The 18,005-nt window shown below is 60.8% G+C and carries 19 protein-coding genes and 1 pseudogene; 10 read left to right on the top strand and 10 right to left on the bottom strand.

Translation table 11 applies throughout. From position 1 onward, the window contains the following. Nucleotides 1-72 precede the first annotated feature (72 nt). The 8 genes from PverR02_RS06205 to PverR02_RS06170 all read right to left on the bottom strand — a co-directional run bounded on the left by PverR02_RS06205 (nt 73) and on the right by PverR02_RS06170 (nt 5,512). Complete coding sequence (locus PverR02_RS06205; RefSeq protein WP_079442959.1) at nt 73-606, bottom strand: phage tail protein; 534 nt, start codon at nt 604-606, stop codon at nt 73-75. After that, on the bottom strand, nt 603-1,241 hold the full coding sequence (locus PverR02_RS06200) for a phage tail protein I (RefSeq protein WP_046384531.1): 639 nt from the start codon (nt 1,239-1,241) through the stop codon (nt 603-605). The genes PverR02_RS06205 and PverR02_RS06200 overlap by 4 nt, the downstream gene beginning before the upstream one ends. Next, the gene (locus PverR02_RS06195; protein WP_079442958.1) at nt 1,238-2,233 is read right to left on the bottom strand and encodes a baseplate J/gp47 family protein; all 996 of its coding nucleotides are present in this window, start codon (nt 2,231-2,233) and stop codon (nt 1,238-1,240) included. The genes PverR02_RS06200 and PverR02_RS06195 overlap by 4 nt, the downstream gene beginning before the upstream one ends. Further along, complete coding sequence (locus PverR02_RS06190; RefSeq protein ID WP_017844644.1) at nt 2,230-2,562, bottom strand: phage baseplate protein; 333 nt, start codon at nt 2,560-2,562, stop codon at nt 2,230-2,232. Before PverR02_RS06190 ends, PverR02_RS06195 begins: the two co-directional genes overlap by 4 nt. A gap of 9 nt (nt 2,563-2,571) precedes the next feature. Next, nucleotides 2,572-3,183: a phage baseplate assembly protein V gene (locus PverR02_RS06185; protein WP_079442957.1), complete on the bottom strand. Its 612-nt coding sequence runs from the start codon at nt 3,181-3,183 to the stop codon at nt 2,572-2,574. 3 nt (nt 3,184-3,186) lie between these two features. After that, nucleotides 3,187-3,702: a hypothetical protein gene (locus PverR02_RS06180; RefSeq protein WP_046384534.1), complete on the bottom strand. Its 516-nt coding sequence runs from the start codon at nt 3,700-3,702 to the stop codon at nt 3,187-3,189. Between the two features lie 20 nt (nt 3,703-3,722). Continuing rightward, a complete protein-coding gene (locus tag PverR02_RS06175) occupies nt 3,723-4,067 on the bottom strand; it encodes a phage holin family protein (RefSeq protein WP_017844641.1) in 345 nt (114 codons plus the stop codon). A gap of 710 nt (nt 4,068-4,777) precedes the next feature. After that, nucleotides 4,778-5,512 (bottom strand): LexA family transcriptional regulator, encoded by a 735-nt coding sequence (locus PverR02_RS06170; RefSeq protein WP_026139757.1) that lies wholly within the window; start codon nt 5,510-5,512, stop codon nt 4,778-4,780. 198 nt (nt 5,513-5,710) lie between these two features. Here PverR02_RS06170 and mutS point away from each other — a divergent pair, with 198 nt between their 5' ends. Continuing rightward, nucleotides 5,711-8,302 (top strand): DNA mismatch repair protein MutS, encoded by a 2,592-nt coding sequence (gene mutS, locus PverR02_RS06165; RefSeq protein WP_079442956.1) that lies wholly within the window; start codon nt 5,711-5,713, stop codon nt 8,300-8,302. Nucleotides 8,303-8,444: 142 nt separating this feature from the next. Beyond that, nucleotides 8,445-8,768 carry a ferredoxin FdxA gene (gene fdxA / locus PverR02_RS06160; RefSeq protein ID WP_003222178.1) on the top strand — a complete coding sequence of 108 codons (324 nt, stop codon included), beginning with the start codon at nt 8,445-8,447 and terminating at the stop codon, nt 8,766-8,768. Between the two features lie 498 nt (nt 8,769-9,266). Here the strand turns inward: fdxA and apbC are convergent, their stop codons facing one another. Then, the gene (gene apbC / locus PverR02_RS06155; RefSeq protein WP_046384535.1) at nt 9,267-10,361 is read right to left on the bottom strand and encodes an iron-sulfur cluster carrier protein ApbC; all 1,095 of its coding nucleotides are present in this window, start codon (nt 10,359-10,361) and stop codon (nt 9,267-9,269) included. Between the two features lie 171 nt (nt 10,362-10,532). On the opposite strand from apbC, the gene metG reads away from it, so the two are divergent. From metG to PverR02_RS06115, 8 genes and pseudogenes are all read left to right on the top strand, one after another. Beyond that, a complete protein-coding gene (metG, locus tag PverR02_RS06150; protein ID WP_079442955.1) occupies nt 10,533-12,584 on the top strand; it encodes a methionine--tRNA ligase in 2,052 nt (683 codons plus the stop codon). Between the two features lie 103 nt (nt 12,585-12,687). Continuing rightward, on the top strand, nt 12,688-13,260 hold the full coding sequence (locus PverR02_RS06145; RefSeq protein WP_017844634.1) for an Rnf-Nqr domain containing protein: 573 nt from the start codon (nt 12,688-12,690) through the stop codon (nt 13,258-13,260). Nucleotides 13,261-13,277: 17 nt separating this feature from the next. Beyond that, nucleotides 13,278-13,649 (top strand): annotated as a pseudogene (gene rsxB / locus PverR02_RS33025) (electron transport complex subunit RsxB); the annotation flags it as partial. Between the two features lie 556 nt (nt 13,650-14,205). Continuing rightward, nucleotides 14,206-15,165 carry an RnfABCDGE type electron transport complex subunit D gene (locus PverR02_RS06135; protein ID WP_079442953.1) on the top strand — a complete coding sequence of 320 codons (960 nt, stop codon included), beginning with the start codon at nt 14,206-14,208 and terminating at the stop codon, nt 15,163-15,165. Then, nucleotides 15,162-15,746, top strand: a complete 585-nt coding sequence (locus PverR02_RS06130) for an RnfABCDGE type electron transport complex subunit G (protein WP_079442952.1) — start codon at nt 15,162-15,164, stop codon at nt 15,744-15,746. Before PverR02_RS06135 ends, PverR02_RS06130 begins: the two co-directional genes overlap by 4 nt. Next, nucleotides 15,739-16,233 carry an Rnf-Nqr domain containing protein gene (locus tag PverR02_RS06125; protein ID WP_046384540.1) on the top strand — a complete coding sequence of 165 codons (495 nt, stop codon included), beginning with the start codon at nt 15,739-15,741 and terminating at the stop codon, nt 16,231-16,233. The genes PverR02_RS06130 and PverR02_RS06125 overlap by 8 nt, the downstream gene beginning before the upstream one ends. Nucleotides 16,234-16,258: 25 nt before the next feature. After that, nucleotides 16,259-16,897: an endonuclease III gene (gene nth / locus PverR02_RS06120; protein WP_046384541.1), complete on the top strand. Its 639-nt coding sequence runs from the start codon at nt 16,259-16,261 to the stop codon at nt 16,895-16,897. A gap of 107 nt (nt 16,898-17,004) precedes the next feature. Continuing rightward, nucleotides 17,005-17,184 carry a PA3496 family putative envelope integrity protein gene (locus PverR02_RS06115; protein ID WP_017844628.1) on the top strand — a complete coding sequence of 60 codons (180 nt, stop codon included), beginning with the start codon at nt 17,005-17,007 and terminating at the stop codon, nt 17,182-17,184. Nucleotides 17,185-17,271: 87 nt separating this feature from the next. Here the strand turns inward: PverR02_RS06115 and PverR02_RS06110 are convergent, their stop codons facing one another. After that, nucleotides 17,272-17,904 carry a response regulator transcription factor gene (locus PverR02_RS06110; RefSeq protein ID WP_017844627.1) on the bottom strand — a complete coding sequence of 211 codons (633 nt, stop codon included), beginning with the start codon at nt 17,902-17,904 and terminating at the stop codon, nt 17,272-17,274. Nucleotides 17,905-18,005 lie beyond the last annotated feature (101 nt).

The raw sequence follows: 18,005 nt of genomic DNA, 5'->3' as shown, positions 1-18,005 counted from the left end.
CCTTAAGTTTCGTATCTAGACCAAAAAAAGTCTCAACACTTAATCAAAATAACCGCCAAGACCAATGACACCTTATACTTTTTGCTCACTTTCAATTACGCGAAACAACAAACCAACACCTCGCGCCATATTATCGATACTCGCTGCCGATAGCGCCGCCAATTCCTCAGCCAGCAACACATTCAGGTTTTCACTCCCCACCACAATCGTCACGCTCTCCGCCGGCAACGGCGAAACATCCAACGTGAACTTCTGCAGCACCCGAGCCGCCGCCGCTTTATACGTCAGCAACTTCCCAGCTACCGAATACACCGCCAACAACGTCCCACTGGCGAGGTAAAAACCGAACTCACCAATCTCATACTCGCCATCGCCATCGAACAGCGCGGCCATCCTGAGTTGGCGCTCGCCCAAGTCCTCGTAATCCACAATCGCCACCCGCTGGCGCTCGTCACGCAAGGCCACTTCCGTGCCGTCTGGGTTGTAGCGGCCGGTGCCGGCGCCGATGTGGGTGATTTCGCCTTTCAAGCCCTGGTTCTTTGCCTGCAGCACTTCATCCAAACCCTTGGAGGTGAAGCGCACCAGGCGCGTAATGTCATCTGTCATGGCTGCGCCCTGAGGTCGTAGTCGTTAATGGTGTAGTGCCGGGCAACGCCAGCACTGTTAAGTCGAGCGCCCAAGGCAAGTTCGGGTAACGCGCCTTGCAGGCTTAACTCGCTGTCGTTAAACGGGGCGTGGACAATCGCGGTCAGGCCAAGGCGTGCTTGTGTCTGGTGAACCACGGTAATCGTCGCCTGGTCGCGCTCGCTCTTCGCGGCGTTGATACGGCGGATCAATCGGTTATGGTCACCGCTGGACCAACTGCGTCCGATGATCGCCTGCACATCGAAGGTGTAAGGCACGCCCTGCGGCCGCTGTTGATACCAGGCGCTGATGTTGGGGCTGAAACCCAGCGACTCCACCGCATAGCTCAAAGCCTTGGGCGTGCCGGCCTGGCGCTGGATCTGCCAGGACAAGCCCACGGTGAGGCGCTTTTCCGTTTCGCTGGCATCCGCGTCCCATTCGCTGACGCCTCGGTCGGCGGCCAGGTAAGGAAGGAATTCGGAGGGTGTTTGCAGCGGGTTCATCAAGGCCGGAAACGGCGGCATAATCCGCTCGAGCAACCTGCCAAACCCCAGGTCCAACGCTTTTTCCAGCGGTGAGCTATTGGCGGGCAACAGACTCGGTTTGGGCTCACTCATAGCGTGCGTACCTCCACCTCGACACCCGTGCAATACGGCGCCTGGAACGCCGAGCAGACAATCGGTGCCAGCGGTTCGAGGATTTGCAGCTGCGCCGCTCCGGCACTGTGGATGGCGTAGTCGATCCAGCTCGGGTCGACGCGCCCTTCCAGGCGGTGACAGGATTCGGCGTAGGTTTGCAGCAAGCGTTGCGCGGCCACTTGGGTCAGGCCCGAGTCCGGGCCGGCGTTGATCTTGGCCACCACGCGAATCTTGTAGCGTTGGATCTGCGCACTTTGGACAGTGACGAGATCAGTTTCCGGCCGTACATCGGGGCGTGCGAAATGTCTGCGCACGCCGTCAAGCAAATCGGCGGAAGCGCTTCCATCGCCGTCCCTGGAGAGCACCGTCACCATCACCTCACCGGGGGCGGTGCGTCGGCCGCTGCCATCCTTGACCTGAGCCGCATAACCATCCGGGTCGAAGGTGTAGGTGACCTTGACCACACCCGGTGTCGCGCTTTCTACATTGACCGCAGGTCGTTCGCCGAGGGTGAACACCTCGCGGCGATACTGCATGCGAGAACCCGCCGCCGGCGCGTGGGGCGCCAAGTAATAGCGCAAGCGTGCGTCGTCGTCGCTTTCCAATGTCGGCGGCACCGGCGGGAAGGCCGCCGGGTCGCCGGGGTCCAGCAGCTGGCGCTCCAGGCCCATATCGGCCAGGCGTGCGTCGAGGTTACTGCCGGTGGCCCACCACGCCAGCATCTGCTTGATGCGTGCGTTGTACTGGCGTTCGTGGGTTTGCAGACGCACGCAAAACGCTTCCAGGGCCAGGCTCAGCAGTTCGCTTTCGTTATCGAGGCTGACCTTGAGTTTGGCGGCACTTTGTGGCGCGCGGGCGGCGACGTAGTCGATGACGAACGCCTTGAATTGCGCCAGCAACGGCTCGAACGCGTCGACGGCAATGATAGCCGGCTCCGCCAGTTGGTTTTGGCCAGGGATCAGCATGCTCATGTCATGACCTCGAAGGATTGTTGGCGGTTTTTCCACGTGCCGGCAAACCGCAGCAACAGACCGGCGCCCTGGCGACTGGCGACGATGACCTGGGGTTGAAAGTCGGCGATGCCGTTCTCGACGTTGTAGAACGCTTTGGCGGCGTGGCTTTGGGCGAGGATCAAGAGGTCGTCGCCGAGGTTCTGCCCGAGCAGTTGGGGGATCAGCGAGCCGTACAACGGGCGCTTCTGGCGAGTGCCCACGGGGGTGGTCAGCGCTCGGGTGGCACGCTGTACGAATTGCAGCCAGTCATCGACCGCTGCCCCGGTATTCCTATCGATTCCGATCATGGCAAATCCTTATGCGGTGCTGATCACGCGGCCTTGGTGATCCACCAGCGGGCCGCTCAAATGCACGCCGCCGGCATCCAGCAGCACACCGACGGCGCCGAGTTGCAAGGTGATGTGCTTGGCGCTCATCTGCAGCGTGGCGGCCCCGACCTTCGCCTCGATCTGTTCGCGGGAACCGCTGAACACGGTGGGCCCGTTGGTCCAGTTGAATGTGTGGCTGGCGTCGTCATAGTCACTTTGCGTTCCGTCCTGGTGGCGGCGCCGGGTCAACGATGCAACGCTGGAGACCGGCGGAAACAGGCTACTGTTGAGGCCGAAAAGCGCTACCGACTGCGCAGCGCCTTCCCCACCGCCATAGTTGAGCAACAAACATTGCTCGCCCACTGACGGGATGCGCGTTTCGGTCTGCGCCCCCGCGCTGGGGTTGAAAAAACCAATCGCCGGGGTAAGCAAATCGCCGTGGCTGACGATGCAGGTATTGCTGGCGGCGTCGACCTGCTGGCATATGCCGATCCGACAAAAGCTTTCAGCGCGTCGGTACAGGTCTTCGAGCTGGGCCTCCATTTCCGCCAGGCGCTCGACGATCGGTCCCAGTTGCATGCGTAACAAAGCATCGAACATGGACTACTCCTGCAAGGGTCGGTATTGGTCAGGATCGTCGATATTCGAGACTTCCCACGTGCAGGCAAACAGCGGTTTTCCGGTGGGATCTTCGAGTATCGGCGGGCCGAGGTAGATGTTTTGGGTGAAGGACACTGTCCAACTGTCGTAGTCGGTTTCGGCACTGCCCTGTAGGGTCGGCGCCGCGACGATGGCGCTTGGCAGGTCACACTGGTCCGACGGCAGACCCCAGCGATTATCGAGGGCCAAATCCATCAATTGACTGGCTAGGTCGCAGGCGTCGTAAGGCGCCGAACCACTGGCAACCCTGGCCATGAGTGACACCGACAGTGCATGGGCCTTACGCCCTTCAAGGGATCGAACGCCGGGGCCGTTGCGTTCCACGGTAATCAGCACGCCGGTTTTATCCCCGGTGCCCTGGAAGTCCTGGTGGTTGCCCACACGCAATTGTGGGAAGGCGCCCTTGAGCGCTTCGCCAATTGCGATGGGCAGTTGGGAAGGTTTTTCAATAGATGTCATCAGTCGCGTCCTTGCAGCGGTTACTGCTGATCCGGGCGGGAGGGCGGGGCCTCGTCGACGCCAATGCGCTTGGCCGCCCAACGTTCATAAAGGCCAATGGCGACGTCTGCACCGGCCATCGCTGTCAGGCAGCCGAGGGCGCCGGCGGTCCAGATCGACATGCCGGCGGCGTACAACAGCATCAACGCCGAGACCCCGCAGACCATGCACGCCCCGGACCGCAACGCGAGGCGCCGGATCAGCGACCAACCACGGGCGCCCTCCTTGTCGGCGCGCCACATTTCGCCAGAAACTCCGCCGATCAGCGCCAGTACGATCACCAGCCAGATAGGCATTTCCGCTAACGCTTGCTGCTCGTTTGTCATGTCACGCCTCCTGGCTGAGCAATGCCGGCAAAATGCCGGCGTTTGGGTAAATCCATTTATAGGTAGGCATTCCAAAAAGCCCGGTCGCCCGGGCTTTTCAGTAATGCGGTCCTGTGCCCAGCCTCACCCATACGATCCTCTTGTGAGGAGTGGCTGTTGTTGAGCGGCAATGCCACATGGCGACAAAAGACGCCTTCAAAAGGAACAGTATGGGTGAGGCTGGGTACTCGATCTTTCGGCGCTACTGGCGCGGTACGGATCTTTCCTCAATGTTTTTCCGACCACGATCCCTGTCTGCCGGATAACTGCTTCTGGTGCTTTACGCTGCACACCCGGGTCAGTTGCCAACCCTCTGAACCGTCAAGGCCGGTTCATCGCTGCCTGTTCTTGTAAAACGGTGAAACTAAAGAGCGTCGGCATCCTTGCCGGTGTTACCTGGCATCCCTGCCATCGCTTCGATGGCGTCCGTGCCGATGTTGCATGCCTTCCTTGTCGTTCCTGGCAGCATCCTTGCCGCCTCCACCGAGCCTTGTTGGCCGGCTTGAGACAAAGAATATGCATGTATGCATATACAGTCAATGCACAAATGCATTTATTTTTACCGAACAAATGCACTGATGCATTGGAAGCCTTGCTGGCAAAGGGTTTGATGCCTTTCTACAGACGAAAAAAAACCCGCTGATTGGCGGGCTTCGTCTTACACAAAAAGGTTAACGGGCGTACATGCCCCACCAGAAGACATGACCGAGGATGCTGATCTGTTCATCCTGGATGTCCTGGAAGCTGTAGTCTTCGTCCGGGTGCTCATCGCGGTTGAAACTGCGCAGGCGAATCCCGGAAGGCAGGCGATAGAGCTGTTTGACCCGCAACTGACCATTGTGATTGATGGCGTACAAGTCGCCATCGACGATGTCGCCAATCGCACTCTTGCCCGCATTCACCCCCACCGTCGCGCCATCACGCAGCACCGGCAACATGCTGTTGCCGCGCACCGTCACACACTTGGCCTGGTCGAACTGCACACCGTTATGCCGCAGGCTGCGCTTGCCGAACCGCAGGCTGGCCTTCTCACTTTCCTCGATGACGAATCTTCCTGATCCAGCAGCCAATTCAACCTCACGCAGAAAGGGGATCGACACCTCGTCGTCATTCACGGGGGTGTCGTCATCCCACAGGCTTATGTCCTTGAGTTCCGAATGCATCGGGTCGCGCCCTTCATCCCGCGAAACGCCCACCGCCGCGCGCCCGCGCAGTTGGTCGGTGCTGACGCGGAAGTACTCGGCAATGCGCGAAATGTGCTTGTCCGAAGGGTCAACGATCTTGCCGCTGAGGATCCGGGACAGCGTGGATTGAGGCACGCCGGTACGCCGGTGAAGCTCCGTAGGGGAGATCCGGTCGCGGTCCAGCAATTCTCTTAAGACGATAGAAACGTTGCGTTTTTGCATAAAGCGGATAGTGACGACAGATTTGAAGCTTGGCAAATGCTAATTTGCATTGACCATGCATTTTTTATGCACTCACCGTGTCTTTTGAGCAGGCCTGCGAAGGGTCGACCTTGCGTGTTAACCTTGCCGCCATCGCAAAATCAGCCGGGCCAAGTGCCCCCCTTTGCCACTCCTTTTAACGAATTCGCTAATTATCTGATGAGTAAAACCACTTCCGATCTGTCCTCCCACACCCCAATGATGCAGCAGTACTGGCGCCTGAAAAACCAGCACCCTGATCAGTTGATGTTCTATCGCATGGGCGATTTCTACGAGATCTTCTACGAAGACGCGAAGAAAGCCGCCAAGTTGCTGGACATCACCCTGACCGCCCGTGGGCAGTCGGCGGGGCAGTCGATTCCGATGTGTGGGATTCCTTACCATTCGTTGGAAGGCTATCTCGTCAAGCTGGTGAAGCTGGGCGAGTCGGTGGTGATCTGCGAGCAGATCGGCGACCCGGCCACCAGCAAAGGGCCGGTTGAGCGTCAGGTGGTGCGTATTATTACGCCGGGGACGGTGAGTGATGAGGCGCTGCTTGATGAGCGTCGCGATAACCTGATCGCTGCGGTGCTCGGCGACGAGCGCTTGTTCGGCCTGGCGGTGCTGGATATCACCAGCGGCAACTTCAGCGTGATGGAGACCAAAGGCTGGGAGAACCTGCTGGCGGAGCTGGAGCGTATCAATCCGGTGGAGCTGATGATCCCGGATGATTGGCCAAAGGACCTGCCGGCGGAACGTCGTCGTGGGACCAAGCGTCGCGCGCCGTGGGATTTCGAGCGTGATTCGGCGCTGAAAAGTCTGTGCCAGCAGTTCGCCGTGCAGGACCTCAAGGGCTTCGGTTGCGAAACCCTGACCCTGGCCATCGGCGCCGCCGGTTGCCTGCTCAGCTACGCCAAGGAAACCCAGCGCACCGCCCTGCCGCACTTGCGCAGCCTGCGCCATGAGCGCCTGGACGATACCGTGGTGCTCGACGGCGCCAGCCGTCGCAACCTGGAGCTGGACACCAACCTGGCGGGCGGGCGCGACAACACGCTGCAATCGGTGGTCGACCGTTGCCAGACCGCCATGGGCAGCCGCTTGCTGACGCGCTGGCTGAACCGTCCGCTGCGCGACCTGACGGTGCTGCAAGCGCGGCAGACGTCGATTACCTGCCTGCTCGACGGCTATCGCTTCGAAAAGCTGCAGCCGCAGTTGAAAGAAATCGGCGATATCGAGCGCATCCTCGCGCGGATCGGCCTGCGCAACGCACGCCCGCGCGACCTGGCGCGCCTGCGCGATGCCCTCGGCGCCCTGCCGCAGTTGCAAGCGGCGATGACCGAACTGGACACGCCGCACCTGCAACAGCTGGCCGTCACCACTGGCACCTACCCGGACCTCGCGGCCCTGCTGGAAAAAGCCATTATCGACAACCCGCCGGCGATCATCCGCGACGGCGGCGTACTCAAGACCGGTTACGACAGCGAACTGGATGAACTGCAGTCCCTGAGCGAAAACGCCGGGCAGTTCCTGATCGACCTGGAAGCCCGCGAAAAAGCCCGCACCGGCCTGGCCAACCTGAAGGTCGGCTACAACCGTGTGCATGGCTACTTCATCGAGTTGCCGAGCAAGCAGGCCGAGCAGGCGCCCATCGACTATCAACGTCGTCAAACCCTTAAAGGTGCCGAACGCTTCATCACCCCCGAGCTGAAAGCGTTCGAAGATAAAGCGCTGTCGGCCAAGAGCCGTGCCTTGGCGCGGGAAAAGATGCTGTATGAAGCACTGCTCGAAGACTTGATCAGCCGCCTCGCGCCACTGCAAGACACCGCCGCCGCCCTGGCCGAGCTGGATGTGCTGAGCAACCTGGCCGAGCGCGCGCTGAACCTTGACTTGAACTGCCCGCGGTTTGTCAGCGAACCCTGCATGCGTATCGTGCAGGGGCGCCACCCGGTGGTGGAGCAGGTATTGACCACGCCGTTTGTCGCTAACGATCTGTCGCTGGATGACGAAACCCGCATGCTGGTGATCACCGGTCCGAATATGGGCGGTAAATCCACCTACATGCGCCAGACCGCATTGATCGTGTTGCTCGCGCATATCGGCAGCTTTGTGCCAGCGACCAGTTGCGAGCTGTCCCTGGTGGACCGCATCTTCACGCGGATCGGTTCCAGCGATGACCTCGCCGGCGGCCGCTCGACCTTTATGGTGGAGATGAGCGAAACCGCAAACATCCTGCACAACGCCACCGAGCGCAGCCTGGTGCTGATGGACGAAGTCGGTCGCGGCACCAGCACGTTCGACGGCCTGTCCCTGGCCTGGGCGGCGGCCGAGCGCCTGGCGCATCTGCGCGCCTATACGCTGTTCGCCACCCACTACTTCGAACTGACCGTGCTGCCGGAAAGCGAGCCGCTGGTGGCCAACGTGCATCTCAATGCCACCGAGCACAACGAACGTATCGTGTTCCTGCACCATGTGCTGCCAGGGCCGGCCAGCCAGAGTTACGGCCTGGCCGTGGCGCAGTTGGCCGGTGTGCCGAACGACGTGATCACCCGCGCCCGCGAGCACCTCAGCCGCCTGGAAGCCACCGCCCTGCCCCACGACACCGTGGTCGCCAGCCCGAAGAAGAGCAACAGCAAATCCAACGCGCCACACCAGAGCGATATGTTCGCCAGCCTGCCCCATCCGGTGCTGGATGAATTGGCAAAACTTGACCTGGACGACTTGACACCGCGAAAAGCGCTGGAAATGCTCTATACACTGAAGACACAGATCTAACGCAGACGCTTGCAAGCTGATATTATCTCGCGCGGTTTGGGATGCTGCGGGCTTTTAGCCTGGCTCGCAGATTATCGCTCTCAAACCTCGCGGGCCCCACCATAAGGGGTTTCGCTGCCGCCGCCTGAGGAGAAAATTAGAAATGACCTTCGTCGTCACCGACAACTGCATCAAGTGCAAATACACCGACTGCGTAGAAGTCTGTCCGGTGGACTGCTTCTACGAAGGCCCGAATTTCCTGGTGATCCACCCGGATGAGTGCATTGACTGCGCCCTGTGTGAACCTGAATGCCCGGCCGTCGCTATTTTCTCCGAGGACGAGGTCCCGGAAGATATGCAGGAATTTATCCAGTTGAACGTCGAACTGGCGGAAATCTGGCCGAACATCACGGAGAAGAAAGAGTCGCTGCCGGATGCCGAAGAGTGGGATGGCGTAAAAGGCAAGATCAAAGATCTCGAGCGCTGACAGCGCCGCAGCCCAACAAAAAAGGCCTTTTGCGGGCCTTTTTTGCGTTCAGGGGCAGGCATTTCACTTTTCTGCAGGCGAAAAAAGGGGCGGTATGACCCGCCCACATTTTTTCCCTAGTCCCTGTATTCCTTTTTCATCATCCTGATGAATCGCATCCTGCGACGTTCCTTCAAACCATCGTTCCTTGATGGCTGTGTCAATCCGTGGACACAGGACTGATAGTAACCAGTTCCCAGGGAAGTACAACGCAACCCAACCCGTCGCCTGCCGAGCTTTCGCTCTCGCGAGCCAATAAATAATTGTTATATTTCAATTGATTAGAAATATGGCCAGACAATTTGAGACGTCCGGAAGCGCAAAAAAAACCAAACACTTACGCGAGAGTAAGCAAATGCTTACACGAGCAACTGCGTAAGAGCCTGGCAAGCGATACCTGGCCGTTCGGCGGACAAGAAAAAGCCCCGACAATAGCGGGGCTTGTTTCCTACGAATGACTCAGTCGTCGCTGACTGTAATCGTCGGCATGGCCGGTGAAGCCGCTTCTTGCAGGACAATCCGCGCGCCCACGTGACGCGCCAGTTCCTGATAAACCATGGCGATCTGGCCATCAGGCTCGGCCGCCACTGTCGGTTTGCCACCATCGGCCTGTTCGCGAATCACCATCGCCAGCGGCAGCGAGGCCAGCAGTTCGACGCCGTACTGGGTCGCCAACTTCTCGCCGCCCCCCTCACCGAACAGGTGCTCGGCATGGCCACAGTTGGAGCAGATGTGAACCGCCATGTTTTCCACGACGCCCAGCACCGGGATGTTGACCTTGCGGAACATTTCCACGCCTTTCTTCGCGTCCAGCAACGCCAGGTCCTGCGGCGTGGTCACGATCACCGCACCGGCCACCGGGACTTTTTGCGCCAGGGTCAGTTGGATGTCACCGGTGCCTGGCGGCATGTCGATCACCAGGTAGTCCAAATCGCCCCAGGCGGTCTGGGTCACCAGTTGCAGCAAAGCGCCGGAAACCATCGGCCCGCGCCACACCATCGGCGTGTTGTCGTCGGTCAGGAACGCCATGGACATCACTTCCACACCCAGCGACTCGATGGGCACGAACCACTTCTGGTCCTTGATTTTCGGGCGGGTGCCCTCGGCAATGCCGAACATCACGCCCTGGCTCGGGCCGTAGATATCCGCGTCGAGAATCCCCACGCGGGCGCCTTCGCGCGCCAGCGCCAGCGCCAGGTTGGCCGCCGTGGTGGATTTGCCCACGCCGCCCTTGCCGGAGGCCACGGCCACCACATTCTTCACATTGGCCAGGCCGGGGATCTGCGCCTGGGCCTTGTGCGGCGCGATCACGCACTGAATGTCGACCTTGGCGGAACGCACGCCGTCGAGGCCTTCGATCGCCATTTGCAGCATCTGCGCCCAGCCGCTCTTGAACAGACCGGCGGCATAGCCCAGTTCCATCCGGACCGACACCTGGTCGCCCTGGATCTCGATGGCGCGGACACAACCGGCACTGACCGGATCCTGGTTCAAATAGGGGTCGGTGTACTGGCGAAGAACGGCTTCCACCGCTGCGCGATTAACGGCGCTCATGGGCTACTCCCGAAAAAGACTGACTGAAACAGGCGGCTATCCTAACCGTTCCAGCGGCTTAACGGCATGCTTTCGCAGGTTGGGAAGATGCTGAAACAGCGCCACGGGGTGAAATATATTTGCCGGCGCTTTATAGTGGCCGACCTCCGTTTCATCGAGTAGCCGAGCCCCATGTCCGAGCCACGCAAGATCCTCGTCACCAGCGCCCTGCCCTATGCCAATGGTTCAATCCATCTTGGCCATATGCTTGAGTACATCCAGACCGACATGTGGGTGCGCTTCCAGAAGCATCGCGGCAATCAATGCATCTATGTCTGCGCGGACGACGCCCACGGTTCGGCCATCATGTTGCGCGCCGAAAAGGAAGGCATCACCCCGGAACAACTGATCGCCAATGTGCAGGCTGAACACAGCGCCGACTTTGCCGAGTTCCTGGTCGACTTCGACAACTTCCATTCGACCCACGCCGACGAAAACCGCGAGCTGTCGAGCCAGATCTACCTGCGGTTGAAGGACGCCGGGCACATTGCCACGCGCTCGATCACGCAGTATTTCGACCCGGAAAAGAAAATGTTCCTGGCCGACCGCTTCATCAAGGGCACCTGCCCGAAATGCGGCACCGAGGACCAGTACGGCGACAACTGCGAAAAATGCGGTGCCACCTACGCCCCCACCGACCTGAAGAACCCCAAGTCGGCGATCTCCGGCGCCACCCCGGTGCTCAAGGATTCCCAGCACTTCTTCTTCAAGCTCCCGGATTTCCAGCAGATGCTGCAAACCTGGACGCGCAGCGGCACCCTGCAGGACGCCGTCGCCAACAAGATCGCCGAATGGCTGGATGCCGGGCTGCAACAGTGGGACATTTCCCGCGATGCGCCGTACTTCGGCTTTGAGATCCCAGGCGAGCCGGGCAAGTATTTCTACGTGTGGCTGGACGCCCCGATCGGCTACATGGCCAGCTTCAAGAACCTGTGCAAGCGCACGCCGGAGTTGGACTTCGATGCGTTCTGGGGCAAGGACTCCACCGCCGAGCTGTACCATTTCATCGGCAAGGACATCGTCAACTTCCACGCCCTGTTCTGGCCGGCGATGCTCGAAGGTGCGGGCTACCGCAAGCCGACCGGCATCAACGTACACGGCTACCTGACCGTCAACGGCCAGAAGATGTCCAAGTCCCGTGGCACCTTCATCAAGGCGCGCACCTACCTGGATCACCTGTCGCCGGAATACCTGCGCTACTACTATGCGTCCAAGCTGGGCCGTGGCGTCGACGACCTCGACCTGAACCTGGAAGACTTCGTACAGAAGGTCAACTCGGACCTCGTCGGCAAAGTCGTCAACATCGCCAGCCGTTGCGCCGGTTTCATCCACAAGGGCAACGCCGGTGTGCTGGTGGCCGAGAATGCCGCGCCGGAACTGACCGACGCGTTCCTGGCCGCCGCGCCAAGCATCGCCGACGCCTATGAAGCCCGCGACTTTGCCCGCGCCATGCGCGAGATCATGGGCCTGGCCGACCGCGCCAACGCGTGGATCGCCGACAAGGCACCGTGGTCGCTGAACAAGCAGGAAGGCAAGCAGGCGGAAGTCCAGGCCATCTGCGCCACCGGCGTCAACCTGTTCCGCCAGTTGGTGATCTTCCTCAAGCCGGTGCTGCCGTTGCTGGCCGCGGATGCCGAGGCGTTCCTCAACGTCGCGCCGCTGATCTGGAACGACCACGCCAGCTTGCTCAGCAACCATCAATTGAACGAGTTCAAGCCGCTGATGACCCGTATCGACCCGGTAAAAGTCCAGGCCATGAGCGACGCGTCGAAAGAAGACCTGGTCGCCAGCCCGACCGACACCGGCGAATCGAACCCGGCTGGCAACGGTGAACTGGTCAAGGACCCGCTGTCCCCGGAGATCGAGTTCGACGCCTTTGCCGCCGTCGACCTGCGGGTTGCGCTGATTCTCAAGGCCGAAGCCGTGGAAGGTGCCGACAAGCTGCTGCGCCTGACCCTCGATATCGGCGACGAGCAACGCAACGTGTTCTCCGGGATCAAGAGCGCTTATCCGGACCCGTCCAAGCTCAATGGTCGCCTGACCATGATGATCGCCAACCTCAAGCCGCGGAAAATGAAGTTCGGTATTTCCGAAGGCATGGTGATGGCGGCCGGCCCCGGCGGCGAAGAAATCTACCTGCTGAGCCCTGACAGCGGCGCCAAGCCGGGTCAACGCATCAAGTAAGCCCTGCAAAACAGCCCTGTCGTCGCGGCGACAGGGCTTTTCAGCTAGTACCCCCTTCTCGCTTGCCGGATAATCAGGCCCTGTTCGCTTAACCGGCATGCCCATGACCGATATGCTCCTCACCCTTGTCAGCGCCGCCCTGATCAACAACCTCGTGTTGCAGATGCCGTTGGCCGTCGACCCGATATTGGCCGCGCATTCACGCTCGCGGGTGCATGCATTGGGGATTGCCACCACCGTGTTGATGGCAGTGAGCGGCGTGCTCGCCTATTTGCTGGATCACTACGCGCTGCAACCGTTGGGGTTGACTGCCCTGCGGCTGTGGGTGTTTTTACCGCTGACCGCGCTGCTGATCCGCCCCGTGCTCGGCGCGCTCACGCGCCTGCGCCCTACGCTGCCGACGGAAGGGTTATGGCCGCTGCTGCTGGGCAACGCCGGGGTACTGGGCGTGGTGTTGCTGGGCATTGAAGACGATGAGGGGCTGGCGCACATGGCGGCACTGAGCGTGGGCGCCGGGCTCGGCTTCTGGCTGGTGCTGAGCCTGTTCAGCGACTTGCGCCAGCGCATCGCCGACAATGACATCCCGCTGCCCTTCCGTGGCCTGCCGGTCGAACTGATCAGCGCCGGGCTGATGGCGGTGGCTTTTCTGGGTTTCAACGCAATGATCAAAGCATGAGCCTGATTCAACGTATCGACGCGCTGCTCCCGCAAACCCAATGCGGCAAGTGCGGGCACCCGGGCTGCAAGCCCTACGCCGAAGGGATCGCCCAAGGCGAAGCCATCAATAAGTGCCCGCCCGGCGGGCAGGAAACGATCGGCGCGCTCGCGCAGTTGCTGAACGTGCCGGTACTGGCACTGGATACCAGCCGCGGCGAAGCGCCACCACAGATTGCCTACATCCGTGAGGCCGAATGCATCGGCTGTACCAAATGCATCCAGGCCTGCCCGGTGGATGCAATTGTCGGCGCGGCCAAATGGATGCACACCGTGATCATCGACGAATGCACCGGCTGCGACCTGTGCGTCGCGCCCTGCCCGGTCGATTGCATCGAGATGCGCCCGCTAGTGGCGGTACTGCCGATTGTCGGCGGCCTGGCGACCAACGACCACGAGCGCCGCGCACGCGGCTTGAAGCGAGACCGCGCACGGCGACGCTTTGAGCAACGCAACGCGCGCCTGCAACGGGAAGAAGAACACAAACAGGCCGAACGCCTGGCCCGCGCCAAGCGGGCCGCGCCGTTGGCCGCCGTGCCGATCGATGCGGCGCAGGCAGCCCAGGACGCCGCGATCAAGAAAGCCAAGATCAACGTGGCGATGAGCCGTGCGCAGTTGCATAAATCCTTGAAGGCATTCGGGCATCCGCCCACCTTTGAACAGCAGTCGCAACTGATCGTGCTGCAACAACAGTTCGAAGCCGCGGAGCAGGCATTGGCCGCTCTGGAGGTGAACCCCGCGCCTGCAACGCCGGCCCCCGCCAACACCGCCGATCTCAAGCGCGCCAAAATCCAACTGGCAATGCGGCGCGCCGAATTGAAGAAAGCCCAGGATCGGAACGCCGACCCACAGCAACTGGCCGAGGCACACGCCAATCTCGACGCAGCACAGCACCAGGTGGATGCCCATGGCCACGCTTGAGCCTCAACAGGCCCTGCAACGGGTGCTGCTGGCGACACTGCCGGGTGGGCTGGCAATGTTCTGGCTGTTCGGTTGGGGCGTGTTGATCAATCTGTTGCTGGCGACGGGCTGCGCACTGTTGGTCGATGCGGGCGTGCAGCGCCTGCGGGGGGCGCGTGGCGGCGATCTGAGCAGCCTGGTCAGCGCGACCCTGCTCGCCCTGGCACTGCCGCCCTATTGCCCCTGGTGGCTGTGCGTGGCGGCCGTGGCCAGTGGGCTGCTGCTGGGCAAGCACCTGTACGGCGGCCAGCGCAACCCCTTCAACCCGGCGATGGTCGGGTATGCGTCGATGCTGGTGGCCTTTCCGCAACTCATGACGCACTGGCCGACCACCCACGGCATGGACCTGCTGGCCGGCGCACAACAGGTATTCGGCCTGCACCGCGACGCGCCCGATGCCTGGGCCCAGGCCACGGCACTGGACGCCCTGCGACTGAACAAAAGCCTGACCATCGATGAACTGTTCGCGCGCACCCCGGCATTTGGGCATGTCGGCGGCAAGGGCAGCGAGTGGGTGAACCTGGCGTTTCTGGCCGGCGGGCTGTGGCTGTTGCGCCAGCGGGTATTCAGTTGGCACGCGCCCTTGGGCATGTTGGGTAGCCTGTTTGTGATCAGCCTGCTGTGCTGGAATGGCTCGGGCTCTGACTCTCACGGCTCGCCGCTGTTTCATCTGCTGACGGGCGCCACGCTTCTCGGCGCATTTTTTATCGTCACCGAGCCGGTCTCCGGCCCGAAAAGCCCCAGGGCCCGGCTGCTGTTCGGGGCGGGCGTGGGCCTGCTGACGTATCTGATTCGCACGTGGGGCGGTTACCCGGACGGTGTAGCCTTTGCGGTATTGCTGATGAACCTGGCCGTGCCGGCGCTGGAACGCCTGGTGGCCGCGAAACAGCCGGCGGTCAGCCTATGAAGTCGCACAGAGGCGTACTGCTGGCGTTGCTGATCGCTATCGGCGGCGGCACGCTGATCCTGACCCTTCAGCACCTGACTGCCGATCACGCCGCGCGCCAGGCCCTGGCCCTGCAGCGTCAGGCGCTGCTCGACCTGCTACCCGCCGACCGTTATGACAATCAGCCGCTGGAGCAACCGCTGCCGATCGCTGCGCAGCCGCTGGAGGAGAGCCAACTGCTGGGTGGCTATCGGGTCAGCCTGTCGGGCCAACCCAGCGCGGTGCTGCTGCGGTTGAGCACCAGCGGCTATGCCGGCCCGATCGAACTGCTGATCGCCATTGACCGCGACGGCAAGCTGCTGGGTATCAAGACCCTGGCGCAATCGGAAACCCCAAGCCTGGGCGGGCTTATCAGCCAGCCCGGCAACCCTTGGCTGGCTTCATTCAAGGGGCGTTCACGCACGGACATGCAAGACTCGACCGTCGATCAAATAGCCGGTGCCACCCTCACCTCTCGAGCGGTGATCAGCGCCACCCATGACGCTTTGCGCTATTTCGACGAGCACCGCTCATCCCTGCTGGAGCCCGACGCCCATGACTAGAGCCGTTGGCCTGGCCAATGCAGCGATGCTGGCACCGTTGCTCGGGGTGACTGACACCCTGCCCAAAGCCCTGAGTTTCCTGGCGTTGTCGGCGCTGACCGTGACGCTCTACGGCCTGGTCATGCGCGCGGTACGCTCGCGCCTGAGCGCGTCCCTGCGGCTGGGTGCCAGCTTGATGGTCGCCGCGACACTGGTCAGTTGTGTGCAGCTACTGTTGCAGGCATTTGCGCTGCCGCTGTATCAGCAGTTGGGCATCTACCTTGCGCTGATCAGCGTGCAATGCGTTGTCCTGGAACACCATGGTTTCTTTGAGGCGGGCCAGCGCAAGGCGCAGCTACGGTTGGTCGGCCTGTTCGCCGCGCTCATGCTCGTCATGGGGTTGTTACGCGCCAGTGCCGCCACCACATTGATGCCGGCCGGGTTTATCCTGCTCGGGTTATTGCTCGCAGGGTTGCAAGCCTGGGCCCATTTTTCACAATCACGCTGACCGCCAGCAAGGAATCGCCTGCCCCATGAACGCCGCAAAACGCCTGGAAATTTTCCGCAGGCTCCACGAAGACAATCCGGAACCCAAAACCGAACTGGCCTACTCCACGCCGTTTGAGTTGCTGATTGCGGTGATTCTCTCGGCCCAATCCACAGACGTCGGCGTCAACAAGGCCACGGCCAAACTGTATCCCGTGGCGAACACGCCGGCAGCGATCCATGCCTTGGGCGTGGAAGGTTTATCCGAATACATCAAGACCATCGGCTTGTACAACAGCAAGGCGAAAAATGTCATCGAGACCTGCCGCCTACTGGTGGAGCGGCATGGCGGCGAAGTGCCGCAAACCCGCGAAGCGCTGGAGGCTTTGCCAGGCGTGGGCCGCAAAACGGCAAACGTTGTGCTCAATACGGCGTTCCGGCAACTGACCATGGCCGTGGACACTCACATTTTCCGGGTGAGCAACCGCACCGGCATTGCCCGCGGCAAGAATGTGGTGGAAGTGGAAAAACAACTGATGAAGTTTGTCCCCAAGCCGTATCTGCTCGATTCGCACCACTGGCTGATCCTTCACGGGCGCTACGTTTGCCAGGCCCGCAAGCCGCGCTGCGGCAGCTGTCGCATCGAAGACCTATGCGAATACAAGGACAAGACGTCGGACGATTGAGGGATCATAGGTTTTTTCGATCTATCGATTGAAAAAATCTTTTTTACCCGCTCATGGAATATCGTTATAAGGAGCGCCAACGGCAGTCTTAGCCCGGAGTTAACGTTATGAGCACTGGCAAAGAACAACTGGAAGTGGACGATGACCTTGTCGAGTCGGATGACGATGGGCAGGAAGCACCTGTAGAGGTGGCCAAGACCAATCTAAGCAAACGCCGCACCATCGACAACCTTCTGGAAGAGCGACGCTTGCAAAAACAGCTGGCCGATTACGATTTCGACCTCTGATCAGCCGAGAACGGCCGGAAGCCTCCCTCACGGAGGCTTTTTTCTGCCGATTCGCCTGGCTATCCAGCCATGGGGTGGCGCCCTCCTCTAGACCAGGCCATTGCGTTGAGCCAACTCGATCAGATCGACCAGTGAGCGGGCATTGAGCTTGAGCAGCAAGCGTGTCTTATAGGTGCTGACGGTTTTGTTGCTGAGGAACATGCCGTCAGCGATCTCCTTGTTGGTTTTGCCGCGCGCCAGTTGCTGCAACACCATCATCTCGCGTCCCGAAAGGCGCTCGACCATGTCGGCCTCGCTGGCATTGCCCATGGTAGAACGCACCGAATTCAGCGCCTGGTTGGGAAAGTAGCTGTAGCCGGACAGCACCGCCTTGATGGCACTCAGCAATTCCGTCAGGTCCTGCTGCTTGCACACGTACCCGGCCGCCCCCGCCTGCATGCAGCGCATGGAGAAATGGCCCGGCGCCTGGGAAGTCAGGACCAGCACCTTGAACGGTGTGGCCTGTTTGGTGGACGACAGCCGGCAGATAACTTCCAGGCCATCGAGTTTGGGAATTCCAATATCCAGTATGACAATGTCCGGCATATGTTCCCGTGCAAGTTGCAACGCATCGACACCGTTATCGGTCTCGGCAACGACCTCATAACCATGACGCTCCATTAGCATGCGCACAGCAAGACGAATGACGGGATGATCATCCACGATCAGCACTTTATTCATGAGAAAGTCCAATTTCGCTGTTCGAATTATTCAGAGCAAGCACAATAGCCTAGTCGTTTCCTAGTTGGCATAGCGTTCCACCCCAAGCAACAGCAAGCAGA

It is taken from the genome of Pseudomonas veronii (assembly GCF_002028325.1).
GTDB classification, from domain to species: domain Bacteria; phylum Pseudomonadota; class Gammaproteobacteria; order Pseudomonadales; family Pseudomonadaceae; genus Aquipseudomonas; species Aquipseudomonas veronii.
This window is presented reverse-complemented; position numbering and strand designations above follow the sequence as displayed.

Excerpts from the sequence above, each read along its gene's own strand:
- mutS (WP_079442956.1), top strand. The coding sequence starts at position 5,711 with ATGAGTAAAACCACTTCCGATCTGTCCTCCCACACCCCAATGATGCAG.
- PverR02_RS06130 (WP_079442952.1), top strand. The coding sequence starts at position 15,162 with ATGAAGTCGCACAGAGGCGTACTGCTGGCGTTGCTGATCGCTATCGGC.
- PverR02_RS06115 (WP_017844628.1), top strand. The coding sequence starts at position 17,005 with ATGAGCACTGGCAAAGAACAACTGGAAGTGGACGATGACCTTGTCGAG.
- PverR02_RS06175 (WP_017844641.1), bottom strand. The coding sequence starts at position 4,067 with ATGACAAACGAGCAGCAAGCGTTAGCGGAAATGCCTATCTGGCTGGTG.
- PverR02_RS06185 (WP_079442957.1), bottom strand. The coding sequence starts at position 3,183 with ATGTTCGATGCTTTGTTACGCATGCAACTGGGACCGATCGTCGAGCGC.
- PverR02_RS06135 (WP_079442953.1), top strand. The coding sequence starts at position 14,206 with ATGGCCACGCTTGAGCCTCAACAGGCCCTGCAACGGGTGCTGCTGGCG.
- metG (WP_079442955.1), top strand. The coding sequence starts at position 10,533 with ATGTCCGAGCCACGCAAGATCCTCGTCACCAGCGCCCTGCCCTATGCC.
- PverR02_RS06190 (WP_017844644.1), bottom strand. The coding sequence starts at position 2,562 with ATGATCGGAATCGATAGGAATACCGGGGCAGCGGTCGATGACTGGCTG.
- PverR02_RS06110 (WP_017844627.1), bottom strand. The coding sequence starts at position 17,904 with ATGAATAAAGTGCTGATCGTGGATGATCATCCCGTCATTCGTCTTGCT.
- PverR02_RS06145 (WP_017844634.1), top strand. The coding sequence starts at position 12,688 with ATGACCGATATGCTCCTCACCCTTGTCAGCGCCGCCCTGATCAACAAC.
- apbC (WP_046384535.1), bottom strand. The coding sequence starts at position 10,361 with ATGAGCGCCGTTAATCGCGCAGCGGTGGAAGCCGTTCTTCGCCAGTAC.
- PverR02_RS06200 (WP_046384531.1), bottom strand. The coding sequence starts at position 1,241 with ATGAGTGAGCCCAAACCGAGTCTGTTGCCCGCCAATAGCTCACCGCTG.
- fdxA (WP_003222178.1), top strand. The coding sequence starts at position 8,445 with ATGACCTTCGTCGTCACCGACAACTGCATCAAGTGCAAATACACCGAC.
- PverR02_RS06125 (WP_046384540.1), top strand. The coding sequence starts at position 15,739 with ATGACTAGAGCCGTTGGCCTGGCCAATGCAGCGATGCTGGCACCGTTG.
- PverR02_RS06195 (WP_079442958.1), bottom strand. The coding sequence starts at position 2,233 with ATGAGCATGCTGATCCCTGGCCAAAACCAACTGGCGGAGCCGGCTATC.
- PverR02_RS06205 (WP_079442959.1), bottom strand. The coding sequence starts at position 606 with ATGACAGATGACATTACGCGCCTGGTGCGCTTCACCTCCAAGGGTTTG.
- PverR02_RS06170 (WP_026139757.1), bottom strand. The coding sequence starts at position 5,512 with ATGCAAAAACGCAACGTTTCTATCGTCTTAAGAGAATTGCTGGACCGC.
- PverR02_RS06180 (WP_046384534.1), bottom strand. The coding sequence starts at position 3,702 with ATGACATCTATTGAAAAACCTTCCCAACTGCCCATCGCAATTGGCGAA.
- nth (WP_046384541.1), top strand. The coding sequence starts at position 16,259 with ATGAACGCCGCAAAACGCCTGGAAATTTTCCGCAGGCTCCACGAAGAC.